Here is a 22,037-nt window from a genome sequence, read left to right on the forward strand (position 1 = left end):
TTAATATTCCTGAAGCTGAGTCTATGCATAACCAACGATTATGAATCTGTCCCTGCGCGACATCGAGTACTTCCTGGCCGTGGTGGAACACGGCAACCTGGACCGCGCCGCGGCCGCCTGCGGCGTCAGCCAGCCGGCGCTGTCCAAGTCCCTGCAACGGCTGGAAGCCGATACCGGGCTGGCGTTGCTGGACCGCGGCGGCCGCGGGCTGCGCCTGACCTCGGCGGGCCTGGCGTTCCGCGAGCATGCGCAGCGGCTCTGGGCGGAGTACCGCGACGCCGTGCGCAATGCGATGGAGCTGCGCCTGGGCGAGGCCGGGCTGCTGCGTATCGGCGCGACCGGCGCTACCGTGGACAGCGTGGTGATGCCGGCGCTGCGCCGCCTGCTGCCGCGCCGGCCCGCGCTGCGGGTGCAGCTGACGCAAGGCCAGTCGGACGATCTCAACGAGCAGGTCGCGGGCGGCAGGCTGGACCTTGCGGTGACACCGATCTATGCCGACGTGCCGGGCTCGCTGCATCAGGAATCGATACGCGAGGACGGCCTGTGCGTGGCCGCCAGCCGCAAGCATCCGCTGGCGTCGCGGCGCAAGCTGGCGTTGCGCGACCTGGCAGGCCAACGCTGGATCCTGCCCATGCAGGGGTCGGTGGCGCGCCAGGCGCTGGAGGCCCGCTATGCCGAGGCGGGCCTGGCGCAACCTGCGGCGGCGCTGGAGGTGCAGCATTTTTCCGGGGGCGCGCTGGCGTTGTTGGCGGCCTCGGACCTGCTGGCGCTGATGCCGCATAGTGCGCTGGGTCCAGGCATTGCGGAACTGCCGGTGGCGCTGGGCCGGCCCCTGCGGCGCAGCATGGCGCTGGTTACGCGGCACGGCGCCACCTGGTCGCCGCTGATGCAGGAGTTCCGCGCGGCGGTGCTGGAGGCCACGCCCCGCGCTTAGCCAGCTTGCGGAAAGCCCCCGTAGGGCGCCCATCCAGATCCTGCGATGACGCCGCCGTCGCAGGGGATGGTGGCGCCAGTGATGACCGAGGCCGCCGGCGACAGCAGGAAGAACACCACTTCCGCGATCTCGCTCGGCTGCATCAGGCGGCCCAGCGGCGTGGCGTTCAGGATCGGCGTCATGTCGCGCTCGCCCTGCCGTTCCTTGGGTTTCAGGAAGGGCGTGTCGGTCCAGCCGGGCGCGATGGAGTTGACGCGCAAGCCGCGGCGCGCCCATTGCACCGCGAGGGCTTCGGTCAGATTTACCACCGCGGCCTTGGCCGGACCGTAGGCCAGTACCGGGCCGGGGCGGAACGACAGCACGGACGCCACGTTGACGACCGCCCCGCGTCCGCGCTTGGCCATCGCGCTGCCGAATACGCGGCAGGCGATATAGGTGCCTTTCAGGTGGGAATCCACCACACGGGCCCAGGCCTCCACCGGATAGTCTTCGATGGCGGTTGGAACCTGGGCGATACCGGCGCAGTTCACCAGTCCGTTGACCGCGGGTAGGAGGGCGGCAAGTCGTTCCTGGGTGGCCCGCAGTCCGGCCTCGTCCAGCACGTCGCCCGGGGCGGCCACCGCGCGCGGCCCCAGTTCCCGCGCCAGCGTATGCGCGGCTTCCTGGTTGAGGTCAAGGATAGCCGCGGAGCCGCCCGCTTCGATCACCCGCCTGCATACCGCCGCGCCGATGCCGCTTGCGCCGCCTGTGACAATGACCGACAAGGTTGAGTCTGGCGTTGCGTGGTCCATCAACGTCCCCAGCGCGCCTTCAGGCGCTGTTCAAACATGCGCAGCGCAACGTCGATGCAGATGCCGACGATGCCGATGGCGATCATGCCGGCCATGACGATATTGGTGGCGACGTTGAGCTGCCCCTGGACCATCATGTAGCCGATGCCGTTGCCCACCACGATCAGTTCCGCGCCTACCAGCGATTGCCAGCCGATGCCGGCGCTGACGCGCAGGCCGGCCAGGATGGAAGGCAGCGACGCCGGCAGCAGCACTTCGGCCACGATGCGCGGGCCACTGGCGCCCAGCGTGCGCGAGGCTTCCAGCAGTCGCGTGTCGACGAACTTGGCGCCGCGGTAGGCGCTGATCAGGCAGGGCGGAAAGGCGCCGGCGAAGATGATCAGGGTGGGCCCGCCGATGCCGGTGCCGAACCACAGGCCGGCGAACGGCACCCAGGCGATGGGCGCCACGAAGCGCAGCGCATCGAAGAACGGACTGACCACGTCGTCCAGCCAGCGGTACCAGCCCATCAGCAAGCCCAGCGGTATGCCTACCGCCGCGGCCAGCAGGAAGCCGCAGGCGAAGCGGTAGAGGCTGGCGCCCAGGTGCGTCCAGAGCGTGGCGCCGGAATAGGGTTCGCTGCTGTACTGCGCGATGGTCTGCAGCACGGTCAGCGGGCCGGGCAGGTAGTTGGGCGGGAACACGCCCGCCACGCTCAGCAGATGCCAGGCCAGGAAGAAGCCGGCCAGCCCCAGGCAGGACAAGCCGAAGGTGAAGGCGGGCGGGTCGCCCGAGGCGCGTGTCAGCGTAGCCATGGCAAGGCCCTCTTTTCGATCCATTCCAGTCCGCGTGTCATCACCGCGCCCAACAGGCCCACCCAGACCATTGCGTACAGGATCATGCCGGGCCGGATGTCCAGCGCCGCGGTGTCCAGCACCTTGCCCAGGCCGATGAAGGCGCCGATGAGTTCGGCTGCCACCAGCGTCATCCACGCGGTCTGCAGCGACAGCCGCAGGCCGGTGAAGATCATGGGCATGGAGCCGGGTATCAGGACCTCGCGCAGCATGCGGACGGGATTGCCCGCGCCGTGCACGCGCGCGGCCTCGATCAGCGTGGGGTCGATGTTGCGCACGCCTGCGTAGGTGTTGATGACGGCAGGTGTGAACGAGGACACCCAGATCAGGAAGATCTTCGCCGGATCCCCCAGGCCCAGCCACAGGATGGCCAGCGGGATCCAGGCCAGTGGCGGAATCGGGCGCAGCAGCGAGAACACCGGCCCGACCAGCGCGTCGATGCGCTTGCTGAATCCCATCAGCAGCCCCAGCGGCACGCCGGTGCCGATCGCGACCAGGAATCCCAGGAATACCAGGCGCAGGCTGTGGCCGATGTGCTGGAACAGCGTGCCGCCGGCATAGCCGGAATCGCGCGAGAGCTGCACCGCGGCCTGCCAGGTGGTGAGCGGGGTGGGAAAGCGCGCGCCATTGACCAGGCCCAGCGCCGACACGATCCACCAGGCGGCAAAGGCGATGGCGACGGCCGCCACACCCACGGTGATTCGGCGGCGCGATGCGCGCGGCCGCTGCGCGGGCAGGGTTGCGATGTGCTCACTCATGGCCGGACCCCGTCGCCTGGCGGTCCAGATGGGCCACGTCCTCGAGCAGCAGCAGCATGGCGGTGCAATCCTGCTCCTGCCGTCCCCATGATTTGGCCAGCGCGAACATCTCGCGGGCGTAGCCGCCCAGGCCCAGCGGCGCACCCACCGAGGCGGCCAGGTTCATGGCCAGGTTGATGTCCTTGTAGCCCATGCGCATGGGGAAGTCGGGGCTGATGTCGCCCGCCAGCACCTTGCCGGGAAAATTGGTCAGGAGCTGTCCGCGCCCCGCAGTGGTGTTGGACAGCACCTTGACGACAGTGGCGCGGTCCAGCCCGAGCTTGGCGGCGAACATCAGCGCTTCGCCCGTCAGCACCATGCCGACCATGGACATGTAGTTGTTGACAAGCTTGAGCCGGATGCCCGAACCGAAAGGGCCCACATGCACGATCTCGTTGGCCATGGCGGCGAAGATGGGCGCAGCCTGGTCGAAGTCGGCCTGCGCGCCGCCGGCCATGATCAAGGCCTTGCCCTGCGCCGCCTCGCGCGGCGTGCGCCCCACGGGGGCATCCATGCAACGCAGGCCCAGGGCTGCGAGATCGGCGGCGATGCGGTCCGTCTCGACCGCGTCGCCCGTGCTCATTTCAATGACCAGGGCGCCCGGATTCAAGCCCGCCGCCGCGCCATCGGCGCCGAACAAGGCGTCGCGGACGTGGGTCGAGGTAGGCAGCATGGTGATCGCCACGTCGCAGCCGCGGGCGGCGTCCAGTGGCGTGGCGGCCCGCCGGAAGCCGGTGTCGGCCAGGCGCTCCATGGCTGCGGGAACGACGTCGTAGCCTGATACTGCATACCCTTGCGCGGCCAGGTTGCGCAGCATCGCGCTCCCCATGACGCCCAGGCCCAGGAATGCAATGCGGGGTGATTCGATGTGTTCCATGGGGCTTGCTCCGTTGTGGTCAGCGGCCTAGCCGCGCACTGGTGCTGCTGCGCGGCGGCGCGGTGGTGTCGCGGACGATCAATTCCAGTTCGATGCAGACGTTTTCGGGCGGCGTGTCGGCATCGGCGGCCAGCAGGATCTGGGCGGCGCGCTGGCCCAGCTCGAAGGCCGGCACGTTCAGGGTGGTGATGCCGGGCCGGCAATGGGCCGCCATTTCGATATTGTCGAAGCCCGTGATCGAAATCTGCTCGGGCACGCGCAGGTTTTGCCACAGGCATTCCTGCAGCGCCCCATAGGCCAGGATGTCATTGCCGCACATGACCGCGGTGGGCGGCTCGGGCAGGCGCAGCAGGGTGGCCATGGCGCGGCGGGCTTCGGGCACGGTGTAGGGCTTTTCGATGACGTATTGCGGCGGCAGTTCGATGCCGCGGCGCGTCAGGGCGCGCGTGAAGCCGGCGACGCGGTCGGCGGCGCGGTCGTTGTCCTTGGAGATGCCGGCGATCACGCCAAGTCGGCGGTGGCCGATGTCCAGCAGGTAGTCGGCGATGCGCTGCGCAGCCGCGGCGTTGTCCCAGCCCACCATGGGCCAGGAATCGGCGGCGTCGTAATGGCAGGTGGTGACGAAGGGGATGCCCTTGGAGTGCAGCAGTTCGTAGAGTTCCGGGTCGCGGCTACGCCCGACCAGCATCATGGCGTCCACGCCGCGCTCGATCAGCGCGCGCACTTCACCCGCTTCGCGCGCGGGGCTGTAGTTGGTGCTGGCCAGCAGCAGCTGATAGCCGTGCTCGTGGATCGCTTGCTGCATGCCGTCGACCAGCTTGGCGAACAGGGCACTGTCCACCGTGGGGATGATGGCGCCCATGGTCCGGGTCTTGCGGGAAGCGAGCGAACGGGCTGCGCCGTGCGGCACGTAGCCAGCCTCGGCCAGCAGGGCCATGGCGCGCGCGCGCAGGTCGGGCCGCACTTTTTCCGGGTGGTTCAACACCCGCGACAAGGTTGCCGACGAGATGCCGCCGGCGGCGGCGATGGACTTCAGGGTGTCCCCGGATAGGGGAGCCGACTTTCGCTTCATGTTTTGAAAGCGCTTTCAGAAATTTGATGGTGTGAATATACAGTTATTGAAACGCGATGGTCTATCTCTAGGGTTTTCTCGGGGTTGAACGAGATTCTTCCGCGCTTATTCTTTGTATGCGCTTTCAAAAAACGAGCCCGGACGCAGATCCGGGCCTGCTATCCGGGGAATGTCGCGGCAGCTCGCGCATGCAGACCGGAATCCACTATCGGAGACTAAGCATGTCGAGAATCCCCCGCATCCTGGGTCTGTGCCTGGCGCCGCTGGGCGCCTTGTTGTTGAGCCCGTCCGTGTCGGCCCAGACGCCGACTCCCATCAAGGTCAGCTACCAGATTGCCTATTGGGCGCTGCCGATCTACATCGCTACGGAAAAGAACTGGTGGGCGGAAGCCGGCCTGAAGCCGGAGTTCGTGGTGTATCCGGCGGGAGCGCAGCAGATTGCCGGCGCCGCATCCAAGTCCTGGGACGTGGGCGGAACGGGGTCGCCGCCCGCGGTGCTGGGCGCGCAGCGCTATGGCATCGTGACCCTCGGCGTCACTAATGACGAATCGACCGCCAACGGCGTGATGGCGCGCAAGGAAAACGCCGCCGCCGTGCGCAGCAACGCGGCCAAGGAAGTGAAGGGCAAACAGATCCTCCTCAGTCCGAACTCGACGGGCGAATACGCCACCATGGCCTGCCTGAAGAAATGGGGCATGCAGCGCAGCGATGTCAGCGTGGTCACGCTGGCCCCGGCGCAGCTGGTGTCCGCCTACACCGGCGGCAACGGCATGCTGGCCGGCACCTGGGCGCCCAATTTCTACACGCTCAACGAGCAGATCGGCGCGGAAGTCGTGTGCAGCGGCAAGGACGCGGGCGTGATGATTCCTGGCGCGCTGGTGGCGCGCGGCGAATTCGCCCAGCAGAATCCGGACGCGGTCGCCAAGTTCCTGGCGGTGTACTTGCGGGCCGTCAGCTTCGAGAAGAACAACAAGGCGGAAGCCATGGGCTACCTGCGCAAGCTGTTCCAGGCCAACGGCATCAAGCTCAACGACGGTTACCTGGGACAGGAGCTGGAACGGCCGATCTTCACGCTCGACGAGCAGCTCAAGCTGATGTCGCGCACTGGCGGCAAGTCCACGCTGGACAACGCCTACGAGGCGCTGTCGGGCTACCTGAAGAGCGTGGGCACGCTCACCGAGGTGCCGGACCCCAAGGCCTACATCACGGACGACTACATGAAGCGCGTCGACCAGACCCCGGCGCTCAAGACTTTCGCCAACAAGACCAACTGAGCTTCATCCATTCTTCCGCGAGGCCATACCATGGCAGTAAGCAAGCTCAAGTCCGCGTCCAGGCAGCCCCAGGCCAACGAGGCCGCCGCGCGCGAGGTCGCCGCCGAAATGCTGGCGAACATCAAGTCGGGCGGCGAGGCCGCGGTGCGCGACTACGCCCGGCGGCTGGATAAATGGGAGGGGGACATCCTGGTCGGCGCCACCGAGATGGAACGGCGCACCGCGTCCATTCCCGACGGCATCAAGCGCGACATCGAGTTCGCCGCCGGCCAGGTGCGCAAGTTCGCGCAGGCCCAGATGGCTTCGGTGCGCGAGTTCGAGCTGGAACTCGCGCCGGGCCTGGTCGCGGGCCAGCGCCTGATACCGGTCAACGTGGCGGGCTGCTATGTGCCCACCGGGCGCTACGCGCACATCGCTTCGGCCTACATGAGTATTGCCACCGCCAAGGCGGCCGGCGTGCCCATGGTCATCGCCTGCTCCACGCCGTACCGCGGCGAGGGCATACATCCGCAAGTGCTGTATGCCATGCAGGTGGCGGGCGTGGATGCCGTGATGACGCTGGGGGGCGTGCAGGCGATCGCCGCCATGGCCTATGGCCTGTTCACCGGCAAACCGGCCGATATCATCGTCGGGCCGGGCAACAAGTTCGTGGCGGAAGCCAAGCGCATGCTCTTCGGCAGCGTGGGCATCGACGTGTTCGCCGGACCTTCGGAGGTCTGCATCATCGCCGACGTGTCGGCGGACCCGGCTATCGTCGCCTCGGATCTGGTCGGGCAGGCCGAGCATGGCCACGAGTCACCGGCCTGGCTGATCGCCACCGACCGCAAGCTGGCCGAAGCGGTGCTCAAGCAAGTGCCCGAACTGATCGCGGCCCTGCCGCCCACCGCAAGGGACGCGGCCGGCGCCGCCTGGCGCGACTACGGCGAGGTGGTGCTGTGCGATACGCGCGAAGAGGCGGTCGAGGTCTCGGACCGCTACGCCAGCGAACACCTGGAGGTCCATTGCGAAGACCTGGACTGGTGGTTCCGGCATCTGACCTGCTATGGCTCGCTGTTTCTGGGCGAGGAAACCACGGTGGCGTTCGGCGACAAGGCCAGCGGCACCAACCACATCCTGCCCACCAAGGGCGCGGCGCGCTATTCGGGCGGCCTATCCGTGCACAAGTTCATCAAGACCGTCACCTGGCAGCGCATGACGCGCCAGGCCAGCCGTGACACCGCCCAGGTGACGGCGCGGATCTCGCGCCTGGAAGGCATGGAAGCGCATGCGCGCACGGCTGACGACCGCCTGGCCAAGTACTTCCCCAAAGAGTCCTTCGAACTGGGCGAACCCGTGCGGGAGTAAAGCCATCATGCAGAATGACATGTCCCGCCTGTTCGACCTCGACGGCCGCGTCGCGCTGGTAAGCGGCGGTAGTTCCGGCATAGGCCGGGCCATTGGCCTGGCGCTGGCGCGGGCCGGCGCCAGCGTGGTGCTGGTGGCGCGGCGCGAGCACGAGCTGGCTTGCGCCGCCAGCGAATTCGAAGCGCAAGGCCTGCGTGCGCGCGCGTTGCCCTGCGATCTGGCCGACCGCGATGCGTTGCGCGACTTTGCCGACCGCGCGGCGCAACCTTTCGGCGCGCCCGACATCCTGGTCAATGCCTCGGGCATCAATGTGCGCAAGTCCTTCGAGGACACGGCTGACGATGATTGGGACCGTTCGCTGGCGATCAACCTGACCGCACCGTTCCTGTTGACCCGCGCGCTGGCGCCGGCCATGCGCGAACGCGGCTGGGGCCGCATCATCAACATTACCTCGCTGCAGTGCGTGCGCGCCTTTCCTGACAGCGCGCCCTATGGCGCGTCCAAGGGCGGCCTGATGCAGCTGACCCGAGCCATCGCCGAGTACTGGTCGCGCCACGGAGTCACCTGCAACGCGATCGCGCCGGGCTTCTTCGAGACGCCGCTGACCGCGCCCGTGATGAGCGACCCGGCCCGCGTGCAGGCCCTGGCGGGCGGCACCATGATCGGCCGCAATGGCCGGCTGGAAGACCTGCACGGCGCGGCAGTGTTCCTGGCGAGCGAGGCGTCGGCCTACATAACCGGGCAGACCCTGTTCATAGACGGCGGCTTTTCGGCCCGCTGACCGGTATCTCCATGGAGCCTCGCCATGAAAGCCCTTGTCTACACCGCGCCCGGCCAGCTGACCTTCCGCGATGAACCCGATCCCGCACCAGCGGACGGCGATGCGCTGCTGCGCATCGAGGCCGTGGGCATCTGCGGCTCGGACATGCATGCCTACCATGGGCATGATCCCCGCCGCAATCCGCCGCTGATCCTGGGCCACGAGTTCGTCGGCACGCTGGTGGGCGGCAGCCGCGCCGGCCAGCGGGTCACCGGCAATCCGCTGATCCACTGCGGCCAGTGCGATTTCTGCGTGCAGGGCCGCAACAATCTCTGCCGCAACCGCGGCATGGTGGGCATGACGCGTCCCGGCGCCTTCGCCGAGTTCATGGCCATACCCGAACGCTGTCTGATATCCGTGCCGCAGGACATGCCGGCCGCCGCGGCCGCGCTGACCGAACCCGCGGCCACGGCCTTGCACGGCGTGGCGCTGGCGCAGCGGGCGTTGTTCCGGCCATTGGCCGAAGCCCGCGCGCTGGTCGTGGGCGGCGGCGCCATAGGCCTCCTGACGGCGCTGCTGCTGCGCAGCCAGGGCTGCCGCGTCAGCTTGGCGGAGACCAATCCCTTGCGGCGCGCTTCGGCGCAGCAGCACGCGGGCTGCACGGCCTTCGATCCGCGCGAGGCGGCACCCGAACCGGGCGCATATGAACTGGTGGTGGACGCGGTAGGCGGCAAGCTCACGCGCGCCGCGGCGCTGGCCGCGGTGCAGCCGGGCGGCGTCATGCTGCACATCGGCCTGCAGGACTGGGCCAGCGAGATCGACATGCGGCGGCTGACGCTGGAGGAGATCACCCTCATCGGCGCCTATACCTACACCAGCGCGGATCTGCGCGCCACGGTGGACGCGCTGCATCGCGGCGTCTTCGGCGACCTGTCCTGGATCGAGGAGCGCGAACTGGGCGCGGGCGCGCGGGCTTTCTCTGACCTCGATGGCGGACGCGCGGCGTCGGCAAAGATCGTGCTGAGGACGCATTGACATGGCCCGCCATCCTCTTTCCCCGCCCGTCGTCGGGGGCGTACCGGCCGCCCTGGCCCTGCTCGATCGGAGTGCCGCCATGACCGTCGCCAGGCCTCCCGCCCCTCCACCCGCGCCGGTGCGTCGACGCCTGTCCCTGCGCTGGCTGGTCAGCGGCGCGTCGGTCGCGGCGCTGCTCCTGGCCTGGTACCTGGCCACCGGCCCTTTGGAATTGTTGAGTCCGGTGCAGCTGCCGTCGCCCAGCGATGCCTGGGACGCACTACTGGAGATCGCAGGGGACGGCTATGCCGACGGCACGCTGTGGCAGCACATCGTGGCCAGCACCGGACTGGTGCTGTACGGGTTTGCAGCGGCGGCGCTGACGGGCGTGCCGCTGGGGATCCTGATGGGGCAGAACCGGCTGGTCGAGGCCTACGTCAATCCGGTGTTCCAGATCGTCCGTCCCATTGCGCCCATCGCCTGGATTCCGCTGACCATCCTGTGGTTCGGGCTGGGCACCAGCGCCAAGGTCTTCGTCATCTGGCTGGCAGCTTTCGCGCCGACCGTGATCAATACCTACACCGGCGTGCGCAACATCGACGACACGCTGCTCCAGGCGGCGCGGGTCAATGGCGCGGCGGGCCGCCTGATGCTGCTGGACGTCATCGTTCCAGGCGCGTTGCCCGCCATCTTCACGGGCCTGAGGACCTCGTTGCAGGCTTGCTGGATGGTGCTGGTGGCGGCCGAGCTGGTCGGCTCCTTCGTCGGCCTGGGCCACGTGCTGATCATCGCCACCCGCGACCTGAACTCGGGAATGATCGTGGTGGCCATGGCCGCCGTGGCCGGCATGGGCATGCTGATGTCGGCCCTGCTGGCGCAGGTCGAACGCAAGGTGATGCCATGGAAAGCCTGAACCGCGCCGGCCCGTCGCGCGCGCACGCCCTCGTGTCGCGCCGCGTGCTCGAACGCTGGCTGATGCCGGCGCTGGGCATCGCCACCTTGTTCGGCGGCTGGGCATTGCTGTCCGGGCTGGGCCTGGTATCGCCGGCCTTCCTGCCTGGACCGCTGACGGTGCTGCGCAGCATGGCCGAGCACACGCGCGAACCCTATGCGGGCTCGGTGCTGCAGATGCATCTGCTGGCCAGCCTGGAGAAATTCCTGATCAGCTTCTCCATCGCGGTCCTGCTTGGTGTCCCGCTGGGCTTGTTCATGGGGCGTTTCAAGGCGCTGGATTGGGCGGTGACGCCGGTGTTCGAAGCCTTCCGCTTCATTCCCCCAATCGCCTGGGTGCCGTTCGCGATCTTCTGGTTCGGCACGGGCTTCCTGTCGCCCACCCTGGTGATATTCGCCGGCGCCTTCGCGCCCTGTGTACTGAACGCCTATCGCGGCGCCAGGCAGATCGACCGCGCCTTGATCGAGGCCGGCCAGATGCTGGGGGCTGGGCGCTGGGCGACGTTGACGGAAATCCTGCTGCCGGCCGCATTGGCGCACATCGTCGCTGGCATCCGCGTCGGCGCGGGGTTCGGCTGGCAGTCCTTGATCGGCGCGGAACTGATCGTGGGTTCGACCGGGCTGGGCTACATGATCGTGCAGGGCGGCAGCAATCTGGAACCCGCCATCGTGATCAGCGGAATGATCACCATCGGCCTGATAGGCGCGGGTATCGACTACGGCATGCGCGCCTTGCAGCGCAGGGTGCAGCGCGACTGGTCGCGCTGACCCGGGAAAAAAGGAGGAAGCACAGGCAGGCAGTGCAGGCAGCGTCATTTCATACCGGAGAGAGACAGATGAAACACTACAAAGGCCTCAAGGCCTTGGCAGCGCTCGTGATCGGGTGCTGGCTGGGGGGACCCGGACAGGCGACGGCCCAGGCCGCGCCGGCGGGCGAGGAACTGTTCACCATCCGCATCGGGCAGCAGCCACAGCGGTGGGCGCTGGAGTGGTACATCGCCAGCGAGAAGGGGTGGTGGAAGGAAGTGGGCCTGAAGCCTGAGATCTCGACCTTTGCTTCCGGCGCGGTCGAAATCGCGGCGGGCGCGTCCGGTTCATGGGACGTGGGCGGGGCGGGCAATATTCCGTCGCTGCTGGGCGCGTCGAAGTACGGCCTACAGACCATAGGCATCGCCGACGGCGAGGCCGCCATCATCACGCTGATGGCCACCAAGGACCGGGCGGATGAGTACCTCAAGAACCCGGCGCTGCTCAAGGGCAAGACCATTCCGGTCACCAGCAACTCCACGGGTCAGTGGGGCGCGGCGCAATGCCTGTCACAGAAGTTCGGCCTCAAGCCCGACGACTACCGCTTCGTGAACCTGTCGCCGCCCGACATCAATGCCGCGGTAATGAGCGGCAAGTACGACATTTCCTCGGTGTGGGCGCCCAACACCTACATCCTGGAAGAGGCCATAGGCGCAAAGGTGATCTGTACTGGCGCCGAGCTGAAAATGCCTATCCACAGCTACCTGTTCACGACGCCGGCCTTCGCCAAGAAGCATCCCGACAAGGTCGCCCGCTTCCTGGCGGTTTACCTGCGCGCGGTGGCCTGGCAGCGCGCGCATCCCGAGGAGGCCAAGGCGTATCTGAAAGCCTTTTTCGGCAGCGTGGGCGTGAAGTTCCCCGACAAGTACCTGGCGCAGGAATTGCGCGACCGTCCGGCTTTCGACCTGGCGGAGCAGACCAAGCTGTTCGCGCCGGGCCCCGGCGGGTCCTCGGAGATCGTGGAGTGGTGGAACAGCGTGGGGGAATTCATGGTGTCCGTGGGCGTGGTCAAGAAGATCCCTGATCCCAAGACCATGGTCACGGGCAAGTATCTGCAGATGATCCAGGACGATCCCAAGCTCAGGGTCTTCGTCTCCGACGTCGCCAGGTAAGCCGGCGGCCGCGGCTCTCAACAAAGGAACGCAAGCATGAGTCAGATTACTTTCGAGCGGGTGCAGCGCACTTTCAGCCGGGGCGGGGAAAGCTTCCTGGCCCTGGACGACGTGAGTTTCGAGGTGGGCGAGAGGGAGTTCGTTTCCATCGTCGGACCGTCTGGCTGCGGCAAGACCACGCTGATGCGCATGGCAGCCGGCCTGGAGTTTCCCTCGGCCGGCAGCGTGCGGGTGGGTGGCAAGGAAGTCGAGGAACCGGGACCGGACCGCGCCGTCGTGTTCCAGCAGTTTGCGCTGTTTCCCTGGAAGACCGTGACCGAGAACATCGGCTTCGGCTTGAAGTGCAAGGGCGCCTCGCGCGAGGCGCGGGCGCGGACCGTGGCGCGCTACATCGAACTGATGGGCCTGGCGGGCTACGAGCAGGCCTATCCGCACCAGCTGTCCGGCGGGATGCAGCAGCGCGTGGCCATCGCCCGCAGCTACGCGCTGGATCCCGACGTGCTGCTGATGGACGAGCCCTTCGGCGCGCTGGACGCCCAGACCCGCGTGGTCATGCAGGAAGAACTGGTCAAGTTGTCCCGCCTCAATCCGCGCACCGTGCTGTTCATCACCCACAGCGTGGAAGAAGCGGTGTATCTGTCCGACCGCGTGGTGGTGCTGACCGGCCGCCCGGGACAGATCAAGGAAATCATCAACGTGGCCGACGTGCGCAAGCGCGAGGACTGGGACAGCATGGAGCGGATCGAGGACGTGATGGACATGGAGGCATTCGTGCACCTGCGCACGCACATCTGGAAGCTGCTGCGGGCGCAGGAAACCGAACCGCTGGATGCCGCCCTGGCCGCGGCTCACTGAAGGGAAGCGTAGATGAAGCACATCAATGAAGGCGCGGCGCCTGCCGCGAAACCCTCGCGGCTTGCCGCCCTGCACACCGACACGCCGTGGTGGCGGCTTACCGCCACCGCCGCGGATGCGGGGGCCATCGCGCCGCGCGAGATGGTCCGCATGCTGGAGCAGTTGATACTGATCCGGCGCTTCGAAGAGAAGCTGCTGAAGCTCAGCGTGGCCGGCATCCTGCATGGTCCGGCGCATTCCAGCATCGGCCAGGACGGCGCCGCCGTGGGCGCCATGTCGGCGCTGGAGTCGGCCGACAAGATCAACGGCACCCACCGCATGCACCACCAGTTTCTTGCCAAGGCGCTGAACCACGCCACATCGGCGGACTATTCGCCGTTGGACTCGGAAACGCTGGATTCGCACCGTGAGGTGGTCTACCGGACCTATGCCGAGATCCTGGGCCTGACGCCTGGCTATTGCGGCGGCCGTGGCGGTTCCATGCATCTGCGCTATCCCGAGGCCGGCATCTATGGGTCCAACGCCATCGTGGGCGGCAATCCGTCGCATGCGGTGGGTTACGCCTTTGCCGACAAGCTGCGCGGCCGCGACCATGTGTCGGTGGCCTTCTTCGGCGACGGCGCCATGCAGAGCGGGGCGGCCTACGAGGCCATGAACCTTGCGGCGCTCTACAACACGCCCACCATTTTCTTCGTGGAAAACAACCTGTACGCCGTGTCCACCCACGTGTCGGAACAGACCCGCGAAACCCGCTTGTCGGCGCGCGGCCTGTCCCTGGGCGTGCCGGCGATAGAGTTCGACGGCATGGACGTGGTCGCTGCGCGCCTGGCCATGCAGGAAGCCCGGGCCATCATCCGCCGCGACGGCGGGCCGGTGCTGCTGGAGGCGCAGACCTACCGCTACCTGCACCAGTCGGGCGCGCTGAAGGGCAGCGCCTTCCGCTACCGCGACAAGGACGAGGAAGAAGCCTGGGGCGCGCGCGATCCCATGTCGACGTTTCCCGAGCAGCTGAAGTCGCTGGGCCTGATCGACGATGCCGGCATCGCCCGCCTGGAGCGCCGCGCGGAAGAACTGATAGACGGCGCGCTAGGGCGGCTGCTGGAGCACTACGGCGACGAGGCGGCGCAACGCATCCGGCCCGAACTGTGGCCGGACCCGGCCAGCGTGGACAGCGGCATCCGCGGCAACCTGGGCGAACTCGCGGGTCAGCGCGCCATCGAGCTGGAGGAGCAGACGCCAGCGAGCCTGGCGGACGCCAAGTTCCAGGACGTGATTTCGCGCGCCATGCTGCTGAACATGCAGCGCGACGACGGCATCTTCATCCTGGGGGAGGATGTGCATCGCCTGAAAGGCGGCACGGCTGGCGCTACCAAGGACATCGGCGACCATTTTCCGGAACGCCTCATCGGCACGCCCATCTGCGAGAACGGCTTCACCGGCCTGGCGCTGGGCGCGGCGTTGAACGGCATGCGGCCGGTGGTGGAGATCATGTACCCCGACTTCGCGCTGGTGGCGGCGGATCAGCTGTTCAACCAGATCGCCAAGGTGCGCCACATGTTCGGCGGCAAATTCGCGGTGCCGGTGCTGGTGCGCAGCCGGGTCACGGCGGGCACCGGCTACGGTTCGCAGCATTCCATGGACGCCAGTGGCCTGTTTGCTCAGTATCCAGGGTGGCGCATCCTGGCGCCGTCGCGTCCCTACGATTACATCGGCCTGCTCAATGCCGCGCTGCGCTGCGACGATCCGGTCCTGATGGTGGAATACAACGACCTGTTCAAGACGGTGGGCAAGGTGCCGGCCGAGGACTGGGACTACATCGTGCCCATCGGCCGGGCCCGGGTGGCGCGTGAGGGCGCGCGCTGCACCATCCTGACCTATGGCGTCATGGTCGAGGTCTGCTGCCAGGCGGCGGAGCGCACGGGCATCGATGCCCAGGTGATAGACCTGCGCACGCTGGATCCGCTGGGCATCGATTGGGACACCATCGCGGCCGGCGTCAAGCGTACGCAGGCGCTGATGATCGTGGAGCAGACTACCCGCGGCACCTCGATCGGCTCGCGGGTCGCGAGCGAGGCGCAGTCGAGGCTGTTCGACTGGCTGGACCACGAGATCGTACACGTCACGGGCGCCAATTCCTCGCCCGTGGTCTCCAAGGTGCTGGAGCGCGCCGCGCTGGCGGACGCGCAGGCCGTGGAGACGGCCCTGAAATCCATGGACAGCCGCCGCGGCGGCGCCCGCTGAACCGGACGCCATCGGAGAGAAAAATGCTCAAAGACAAACTGCTTGCCACGCATCACACGGCTGTCTGCGTCAATGATTTCGAACGCGCGCGCAATTTCTACACCGGCTTTCTTGGCTTCGAGCTGGAAGGCGAGATGGACCACCGCAGCGAGCCTGCGCTGGGCGAAGTGGTCGGCCTGCCGGGCGCGACCATACGCTGGGCCATGCTGCGCCACGGCGGACACCGGGTGGAACTGTTCAAGTACTACACGCCGGACGGCGACAGGCAGCCGCGCCGCCAATGCGATTTCGGCTACAGCCACATGGCGTTCGAGGTGGAGGACGTGGATGCCGTATACGAGCAGGCCACGCGCGCCGGCTATGAAAGCGTGTCTTCGCCGCGCGTCATGCGGCAAGGGCGCACCAAGGTGTTCTATCTGATGGAGCCTGAAGGCGCCATCACGGAGTTCATCCAGTTCATGAATCCGGCGGCCTGACGCCGCACTGCGTCACGCTCCGCCGGCCGGGGCGCGCGCATCGATCTTCTGAGGAACAAGCATGACGAGAACGCTGGATATGGTCGTCCCGCCGACGGGCGAGGCCCTGGACGCCGCCCGCCTGGTCGCCTGGATCGTGGCGCCTGGCCAGGCCTTCAAGACGGGGGACGTGCTGGTCGAAATCGAGACCGACAAGTCCATCATCGAGGTGCCCGCGCACGACGACGGGATCATGGTGGAGCATCTGGTCGCGGTGGACGGCATCGTCAACGCGGATACGGTGATCGCACGCGTGCAGATGGAAGGCGAGGCTGCGCCGGTGGCGAGTGCGGCCGGCGTGCCGGCTCAACCCACAGCGGCAACGCCTGCGGCGGCCGCTGCCGCCCCGGCCGCCGCGCGGGCGCCGGCGGCGTCGCCGTCGTTGGTGCGTCCACTCGCGCAGCCTTCAGGAGCGCGCAAGTTCGCCACCCCTGCCGCCCGCCGCGTCGCGGCCGAGCGCGGTATCGCGTTGGACGCGGTTGCGGGGACCGGGCCCAACGGTCGCGTGACGGTGGCGGATGTCGGCCTGGCAAGCGGCCACGGACAGGAGGGCATGCTGGCCCGCGGCGCGCCAGGAGCAAAGCGCGAAGCCTGGGCGGCTACCCGCCATGGCGACATACGGTTCACGGTGTGGGAGGGGAGCCGTCCGGACAGCCAGACGGCGGTGCTGATCCACGGCATGTTCGGCGACCGCGACGCCTGGGCCAGCCTGGCGCATGCGCTCAGCCGCGCCGGACTGCGCGTGCTGGCGATGGATCTTCCTTGCCATGGCGCCACGCGTTCGCAGGCCACGCGCTTCGAGCATATCGTCGATGCGGTGGCCGACACGGTCGCATCCCAGTGCATCGGCTCCGTGAACCTGATCGGCCATTCTTTTGGCGCAGCGGTGGCGGCCCGGGCGGCGTCCCGCCCCGGCATGGCCGTGGACAGCCTGGTGCTGATCGCGCCGGTCGGCCTGGGCACTGAAATCGACCAGAGCTTTCTGACGGGCATGACGCATGCCGGCACCAACGAAGCGGCACAGCGCGAGCTGAAGAAACTCACCGTCTCCGGCATGACGCCGTCGGGAAACTTCATCGACGCCCTGCGCCAGAGCACGCAGGCGCGGCGCGAGCCCCTGATCGAGCTATGCCGGGAAGTAGGCTGGAACGGCGTGCAGCAACTGAGCATCGCGGCCGACTTGGCCAGCCTGCAATGCCGCTGCACGCTGATCCACGGCCGGCGCGACGCCGTCATCCCATGGCGCCACGCGCTGAACGCACCGGCCAGGACCGCGCTGCACCTGCTGCCGGATGCCGGCCACATGCCGCAATGGGAGGCCGGCAAGCTGGTGGCGGATATCGTGTTGGAGGCTTTCACCCGCCAGGCACCAGCGTCTCCATATGCTTGTTGAAGCGTTCGCCTTCCACCATCAGCCAGTCGCAGAAGGTCTTCAGCAAGCGGTCGTGGCGGCGCTCTTCGCGGATGATGAGGAAATAGCCCGGCGACTGCACCGTCAGCGGTCCGAAGGGCGCCAGCAGCCGGCCGTCCTCGATGTCGCTGGCCACCAGCGATGAATAGCCTATGGTCATGCCCAGGCCGTCGAGTGCGGCCTGGAGGGCGAAGTACAGGTGTTCGAGCTCCAGCGATTCGGCCGGCACGACCCGGCTGTGCTGCACGCTGGCCAGCCAGTCGTTCCAGGCGCTGCGCCGCGCGCGGCAGTGCAGGAAGGTGTGGCGCGACAGGTCGGTGATGCGTTCCAGCGGCAGCCGCTGCAGGAGGCCGGGCGCGCATACGGGAAAGAAGCTCTCGTTCAGCACACGGCGCTTGTAGAGGCCGGGGGTGGGCTCGGCCTCGCGCCGGATCACCACGTCCAGATTCGCGGGCAGGCGGCTGAAGGGCTCCAGTCCGGTGGATATCTCCACCTCCACCTCGGGATACTGCTCACGGAACCGGGCCAGCCGGGGAAACAGCCAGCGCATGGTGAAGGTGGGCAGGGCATTGACCCGCAGCACCTCGCGCGAACGCAGGCTGCGCGAGGCCGAGGCGATGGCGTCCAGCGCCGGGCTGATGGTGTCCAGATAGAGCCGGCCCTGATCCGTCAGTTCGATCTTCTTGCCCAGGCGGCGGAACAGCTTCACACCCAACCAGTCTTCCAGCGCCTTGATCTGATGGCTGATGGCGCCATGCGTGACGGATAGCTCGTCCGCGGCCTGGGTGAAGCTCAACTGGCGGCCCGCCGATTCGAAGGCGCGGATGGACGTCAGCGGCGGCAGTCTGGGTTTCATTGTGAAATTACCTCACAACAGTCGCTAGAAATGATGCCTGGCCCCGGCGTCCGCCCCGTGCTGGAATACGCCGCAAGGTTGCATACCGGGAAATCGGGGCGGCGGATGCCGTCCCGGAACACGCTGTGAATTTAACTCACCGGAAAGGGAGCAGGCATGCTGCAGGGCAAGGTCATACTGGATCTGACGTGGGTGCTGGGCGGGCCGTTTGCCGGCCAATTGCTGGCGCAACTGGGTGCCGAGGTCATCAAGGTCGAACCGGTGGGCGGCGATTACGCGCGCTCGGTGCCTCCCGTTTCCGACGTGCAGGATTCGCCGTTCTTCCTGTCGGTGAACCGGGGCAAGCGCAGCGTGGCGCTGGACCTGAAGCATCCTTTGGGCCGCCAGGCGTTCCAGGATCTGGTGCGCGAGGCGGATGCGGTGATCTATGGCTTCGCCTCGGACGTGCCGGCACGGCTGGGACTGGATCACGACACCCTGGCCGCAATCAATCCGCGCATCGTGGTCGGCCAGCTGATCGGGCTGGACGACCGAGGTCCCTATGCAGGCGCGCCAGCGTTCGACCTGATGCTGCAGGCCATGTCGGGTTTGATGAGCATCACGGGGGAGGCCGGCGGCAAGCCGGTGCGCGTCGGTTATCAGGTGGCGGATCTGGCGGGCGGGCTGTACCTGGCGCTGGGTGTCGCCGCTGCGCTGGTGCAGGCGCAGGCCAGCGGCGTGGGAGAGCAGGTGCAGGTGTCGCTGTTCGATGCGCAGATGGCCATGCTGACCTGGCAGGCCCAGGGCTATCTGCAGGGCGGTCCCGTGCCGCGCGCCAGCGGGGCGCGTCACGGCATGATCGCGCCCAGCGACATTTACCGCACGTCGGACGGGCGCTGGATCGCCTTGGCGCCCACCGGCGATGCGTTCTGGCAGGCCTTGTGCGCCGCGATCGGGCTGCCGGAACTGGCCACGGACGCCCGCTACGCCACGCCCGCGGCGCGCGTGGCCAACGTGGATGCGCTGACCGAGGCCTTGTCAGGCGCCATCGGCGCGCGCAGCGCGCAGGAATGGCTGGATATCTTCGAGGCGCGGCGCGTGCCCGCCGCGCTGGTGTTGGGCGTGGACGAGGCGCTGGCGCATCCGTTGGCGGCGTCGCGCGGCATGGTGGAAGAGGTGGCCAGGCCGCAAGGCGGCGAGCCCGTTCGCATGCTCGGCAATCCCTTCAAGTTCGCAGGCCAGCCGCAGCTGGACTATCCGCCGGCCCTGGGGCAGGACACCGAGGCGTTGCTGCGCGCCATGGCGGGTTATGACGACGCCAGCCTGGCCGCCTTGCAGGCGGCGGGCGTGATCCGGACTGGCGCCGCGACAGCGGGAGCAATGCAATGACCGCCGCCGCGGACGAGCGCGACGCAGGCTTGCGCGAGGACGAGCGCGCGCTGCTGCGCGGCCTGGCGTCGTTTGCGCAGGAGGCGGTAGCGCCGCTGGCCGTGGCGGGCAGCGGCGCGCAGGATTGGGCCGGCGTCCATATCCGCGACGCATGCCGGCGCGGATATGGCGGCATCGAGATCCCGGCGCGGGACGGCGGGCTGGGACTGTCCTACCGCATGCGGGCCCGGGCGGCGGAGACGCTGGCGGCGACGGATTTTGCCTTCGCCTTCGCGTTCATCAATCAGCACAACGTGGCCTTGCGCATTGCCGAACATGGCAGCGCCGCGGCGCGCGAGCGTTACCTGCCGGGGCTGCTGGCGGGCGACCTGATCGGGGGCACCGCCATGTCGGAGCCGCGCGCGGGCAGCGATTTCGCCGCCATCGCCACGCGGGCGCGGCGGCAGGATGGCGGCGGGTGGATCCTGGACGGCGAAAAGGCCTGGGTGGCCAATGCCGCGGGCGGCGAGCTGGCGCTGGTGTTCGCGCAGACCGATCCGGCGCGCGGGCCGGCCGGCATCGCCTGCTTCATCGTCGACCTGCGTGCGCCGCAATGCCTGCGTCTGACGGGCGCGGCGCTGGAAGGCCTGGGGGCGGCCGGCATCGCCGGCATCCGCCTGGAAGGCTATCGGGCCGAGGACAGCGACATGCTGTATGCGCCGGGCCAGGGTTTCCAAATGGCGCTGGCCGGCGTGAACAAGGCGCGCACGCACATCGCGGCGATGGCGGCGGGCCTGCTGGACAGCGCGCTGAGGCTGGCGGTGCGCCACGCGTCCGCGCGCCAGGCTTTCGGCCGCCCCATCATCGAACAGCAGGGTTTGCGCTGGTCGCTGGCGGACGTGTCGATGCGGCTGCAGATCCTGCGCATGTTGACGGACCGCGCTGCGGGCCTGATCGATGCCGGTTCGGACGAGGCGGTCCCGGCCGCGGCCATGGCCAAGAAATACGCCGGCGAGGAATGCCTGGACGGCGTTTCCGCCTGCATCCAGGCCCTGGGCGCAACGGGCTTGCTGCCGGCGCAGGGCATGGGACGGCGGCTGTTGGCGGCCAAGGCATTGTGTTTTGCCGACGGCACCACCGAAATGATGAACGAGCGTATCGCGGCCGGCCTGGCCTTGCGATTCGCAGGGACGGCGCCTGCCACGGTGGCTGGCGCAACGATGCACAGGGAGGAAGGAATGTCGTATCAGGCCTTGAAGCTGACGCGAGGCGAGGACGGCGGCACGCAGGCGCGCCTGACACAGATCGCGCAAGACGAGCTGCCTGAGGGCGAAGTGCTGGTGGAGGTGGCGTACTCGTCGCTGAACTACAAGGACGCCCTGGCGATCACCGGCAAGTCGCCAGTGGTGCGCAGTTTTCCCATGGTGCCTGGCATCGATTTCGCTGGTACCGTGCGCCGCAGCGCCGATCCGCGCTTCAAGCCGGGCGACGCGGTGCTGCTCAATGGCTGGGGCCTGGGCGAGACGCGCTGGGGCGGATTGGCGCAAGCCGCGCGCGTGCCAGCCGACTGGCTGCTGCCCTTGCCGGCGGGCCTGGATGCCCGCCAGGCCATGGCCATCGGCACGGCGGGCTACACGGCCATGTTGTGCGTGATGGCGCTGGAACGCCACAACGCCACGCCCGAAGGCGGGCCGTTGCTGGTGACAGGCGCCAACGGCGGCGTCGGCACCGTCGCCATCGCGCTGCTGGCGGGCAAGGGATACACGGTCACGGCGAGCACCGGACGTCCGCAGGAAGCGGACTACCTGCGGAGCCTGGGCGCCAGCGGCATCCTGGACCGCGCCGCGTTGTCGGCGCCGGGCAAGCCGCTGCAGAAAGAGGCTTGGGCGGCGGCGGTCGATTGCGTCGGCAGTCACACGCTGGCCAACGTGCTGGCCGGCATGCGGTACGGCGCGCCCGTGGCGGCCTGCGGACTCGCCCAGGGCATGGACCTGCCGGCCACCGTGGCGCCGTTCATCCTGCGCGGGGTGACGCTGATCGGCGTGGACAGCGTGTATGCGCCCATGGCGCTGCGCGCGGAGGCTTGGCGCAGGCTGGCCGATGAATTGCCGCGCGGCATGCTGGAGGCCAATACGCAGGAGCTGGGCCTGTCGGAAATCGCGGCCGCCGCCGCGCCGTTGCTGGAGGGCAGGATACGCGGCCGCATCGTCGTCGACGTGAATCGATAAGGGCCGCAGCATAGCGAC

At 68.1% G+C, this 22,037-nt stretch carries 20 protein-coding genes and 1 pseudogene; 15 read left to right on the forward strand and 6 right to left on the reverse strand.

Going from position 1 to position 22,037, the window contains the following annotated elements; genetic code table 11:
- Positions 1-40: 40 nt before the first annotated feature.
- On the forward strand, positions 41-934 hold the full coding sequence (locus DXK93_RS00455) for a LysR family transcriptional regulator (RefSeq protein ID WP_054450378.1): 894 nt from the start codon (positions 41-43) through the stop codon (positions 932-934).
- Here the strand turns inward: DXK93_RS00455 and DXK93_RS00460 are convergent.
- From DXK93_RS00460 to DXK93_RS00480, 5 genes are read right to left on the reverse strand one after another with little or no spacing between them, the layout of a single operon-like run.
- Entirely contained in the window at positions 931-1,725 is a 795-nt protein-coding gene (locus DXK93_RS00460) for an SDR family NAD(P)-dependent oxidoreductase (RefSeq protein ID WP_119449027.1), read from the reverse strand. The two genes, DXK93_RS00455 and DXK93_RS00460, sit on opposite strands and share 4 nt — an antisense overlap.
- Positions 1,725-2,519: an ABC transporter permease gene (locus tag DXK93_RS00465; protein ID WP_054450381.1), complete on the reverse strand. Its 795-nt coding sequence runs from the start codon at positions 2,517-2,519 to the stop codon at positions 1,725-1,727. The genes DXK93_RS00460 and DXK93_RS00465 overlap by 1 nt, the downstream gene beginning before the upstream one ends.
- A complete protein-coding gene (locus tag DXK93_RS00470; protein WP_119449028.1) occupies positions 2,507-3,316 on the reverse strand; it encodes an ABC transporter permease in 810 nt (269 codons plus the stop codon). Before DXK93_RS00470 ends, DXK93_RS00465 begins: the two co-directional genes overlap by 13 nt.
- A complete protein-coding gene (locus DXK93_RS00475) occupies positions 3,309-4,232 on the reverse strand; it encodes an NAD(P)-dependent oxidoreductase (protein WP_054450385.1) in 924 nt (307 codons plus the stop codon). The genes DXK93_RS00470 and DXK93_RS00475 overlap by 8 nt, the downstream gene beginning before the upstream one ends.
- Positions 4,233-4,251: 19 nt before the next feature.
- Positions 4,252-5,304 (reverse strand): substrate-binding domain-containing protein, encoded by a 1,053-nt coding sequence (locus tag DXK93_RS00480; RefSeq protein WP_054450386.1) that lies wholly within the window; start codon positions 5,302-5,304, stop codon positions 4,252-4,254.
- A 221-nt stretch (positions 5,305-5,525) separates the two neighbouring features.
- Between DXK93_RS00480 and DXK93_RS00485 the strand changes: the two genes are divergently transcribed.
- From DXK93_RS00485 to DXK93_RS00535, 11 genes are all read left to right on the forward strand, one after another.
- Positions 5,526-6,578, forward strand: coding sequence for an ABC transporter substrate-binding protein (locus DXK93_RS00485; protein WP_054450387.1), 1,053 nt, complete (start codon positions 5,526-5,528; stop codon positions 6,576-6,578).
- A gap of 30 nt (positions 6,579-6,608) precedes the next feature.
- Entirely contained in the window at positions 6,609-7,922 is a 1,314-nt protein-coding gene (gene hisD, locus DXK93_RS00490; protein ID WP_119449029.1) for a histidinol dehydrogenase, read from the forward strand.
- Between the two features lie 19 nt (positions 7,923-7,941).
- The gene (locus tag DXK93_RS00495; protein WP_233564473.1) at positions 7,942-8,703 is read left to right on the forward strand and encodes an SDR family NAD(P)-dependent oxidoreductase; all 762 of its coding nucleotides are present in this window, start codon (positions 7,942-7,944) and stop codon (positions 8,701-8,703) included.
- Between the two features lie 24 nt (positions 8,704-8,727).
- Positions 8,728-9,717 (forward strand): alcohol dehydrogenase catalytic domain-containing protein, encoded by a 990-nt coding sequence (locus DXK93_RS00500; RefSeq protein ID WP_054450392.1) that lies wholly within the window; start codon positions 8,728-8,730, stop codon positions 9,715-9,717.
- 1 nt (position 9,718) lies between these two features.
- Entirely contained in the window at positions 9,719-10,609 is an 891-nt protein-coding gene (locus DXK93_RS00505) for an ABC transporter permease (RefSeq protein ID WP_233564474.1), read from the forward strand.
- The gene (locus DXK93_RS00510; protein WP_054450394.1) at positions 10,597-11,415 is read left to right on the forward strand and encodes an ABC transporter permease; all 819 of its coding nucleotides are present in this window, start codon (positions 10,597-10,599) and stop codon (positions 11,413-11,415) included. Before DXK93_RS00505 ends, DXK93_RS00510 begins: the two co-directional genes overlap by 13 nt.
- A 68-nt stretch (positions 11,416-11,483) precedes the next feature.
- Positions 11,484-12,566 (forward strand): ABC transporter substrate-binding protein, encoded by a 1,083-nt coding sequence (locus DXK93_RS00515; protein WP_119449031.1) that lies wholly within the window; start codon positions 11,484-11,486, stop codon positions 12,564-12,566.
- A 36-nt stretch (positions 12,567-12,602) separates the two neighbouring features.
- Entirely contained in the window at positions 12,603-13,421 is an 819-nt protein-coding gene (locus DXK93_RS00520; protein WP_054450398.1) for an ABC transporter ATP-binding protein, read from the forward strand.
- Between the two features lie 12 nt (positions 13,422-13,433).
- Positions 13,434-15,662 (forward strand): thiamine pyrophosphate-dependent enzyme, encoded by a 2,229-nt coding sequence (locus tag DXK93_RS00525; protein WP_119449032.1) that lies wholly within the window; start codon positions 13,434-13,436, stop codon positions 15,660-15,662.
- A gap of 23 nt (positions 15,663-15,685) precedes the next feature.
- Entirely contained in the window at positions 15,686-16,138 is a 453-nt protein-coding gene (locus tag DXK93_RS00530) for a VOC family protein (RefSeq protein WP_088138916.1), read from the forward strand.
- A 61-nt stretch (positions 16,139-16,199) separates the two neighbouring features.
- Positions 16,200-17,570 (forward strand): alpha/beta fold hydrolase, encoded by a 1,371-nt coding sequence (locus DXK93_RS00535; RefSeq protein WP_119449033.1) that lies wholly within the window; start codon positions 16,200-16,202, stop codon positions 17,568-17,570.
- On the opposite strand, the gene gcvA is transcribed toward DXK93_RS00535, so the two are convergent.
- Entirely contained in the window at positions 17,533-18,444 is a 912-nt protein-coding gene (gene gcvA, locus DXK93_RS00540; protein WP_054450403.1) for a transcriptional regulator GcvA, read from the reverse strand. The two genes, DXK93_RS00535 and gcvA, sit on opposite strands and share 38 nt — an antisense overlap.
- 156 nt (positions 18,445-18,600) lie before the next feature.
- Between gcvA and DXK93_RS00545 the strand changes: the two genes are divergently transcribed.
- The 3 genes and pseudogenes from DXK93_RS00545 to DXK93_RS32220 all read left to right on the forward strand — a co-directional run bounded on the left by DXK93_RS00545 (position 18,601) and on the right by DXK93_RS32220 (position 22,019).
- Positions 18,601-19,812, forward strand: coding sequence for a CaiB/BaiF CoA-transferase family protein (locus tag DXK93_RS00545; RefSeq protein WP_119449034.1), 1,212 nt, complete (start codon positions 18,601-18,603; stop codon positions 19,810-19,812).
- A pseudogene (locus DXK93_RS32215) lies at positions 19,809-20,951 on the forward strand (acyl-CoA dehydrogenase family protein); the annotation flags it as partial. The gene DXK93_RS00545 and the pseudogene DXK93_RS32215, both read left to right, overlap by 4 nt.
- A gap of 60 nt (positions 20,952-21,011) precedes the next feature.
- On the forward strand, positions 21,012-22,019 hold the full coding sequence (locus tag DXK93_RS32220) for an MDR family oxidoreductase (protein ID WP_370126292.1): 1,008 nt from the start codon (positions 21,012-21,014) through the stop codon (positions 22,017-22,019).
- Positions 22,020-22,037: the final 18 nt, after the last annotated feature.

The organism is Achromobacter sp. K91, from assembly GCF_003576205.1.
Classification (GTDB): Bacteria; Pseudomonadota; Gammaproteobacteria; order Burkholderiales; family Burkholderiaceae_B; genus Achromobacter; species Achromobacter aegrifaciens.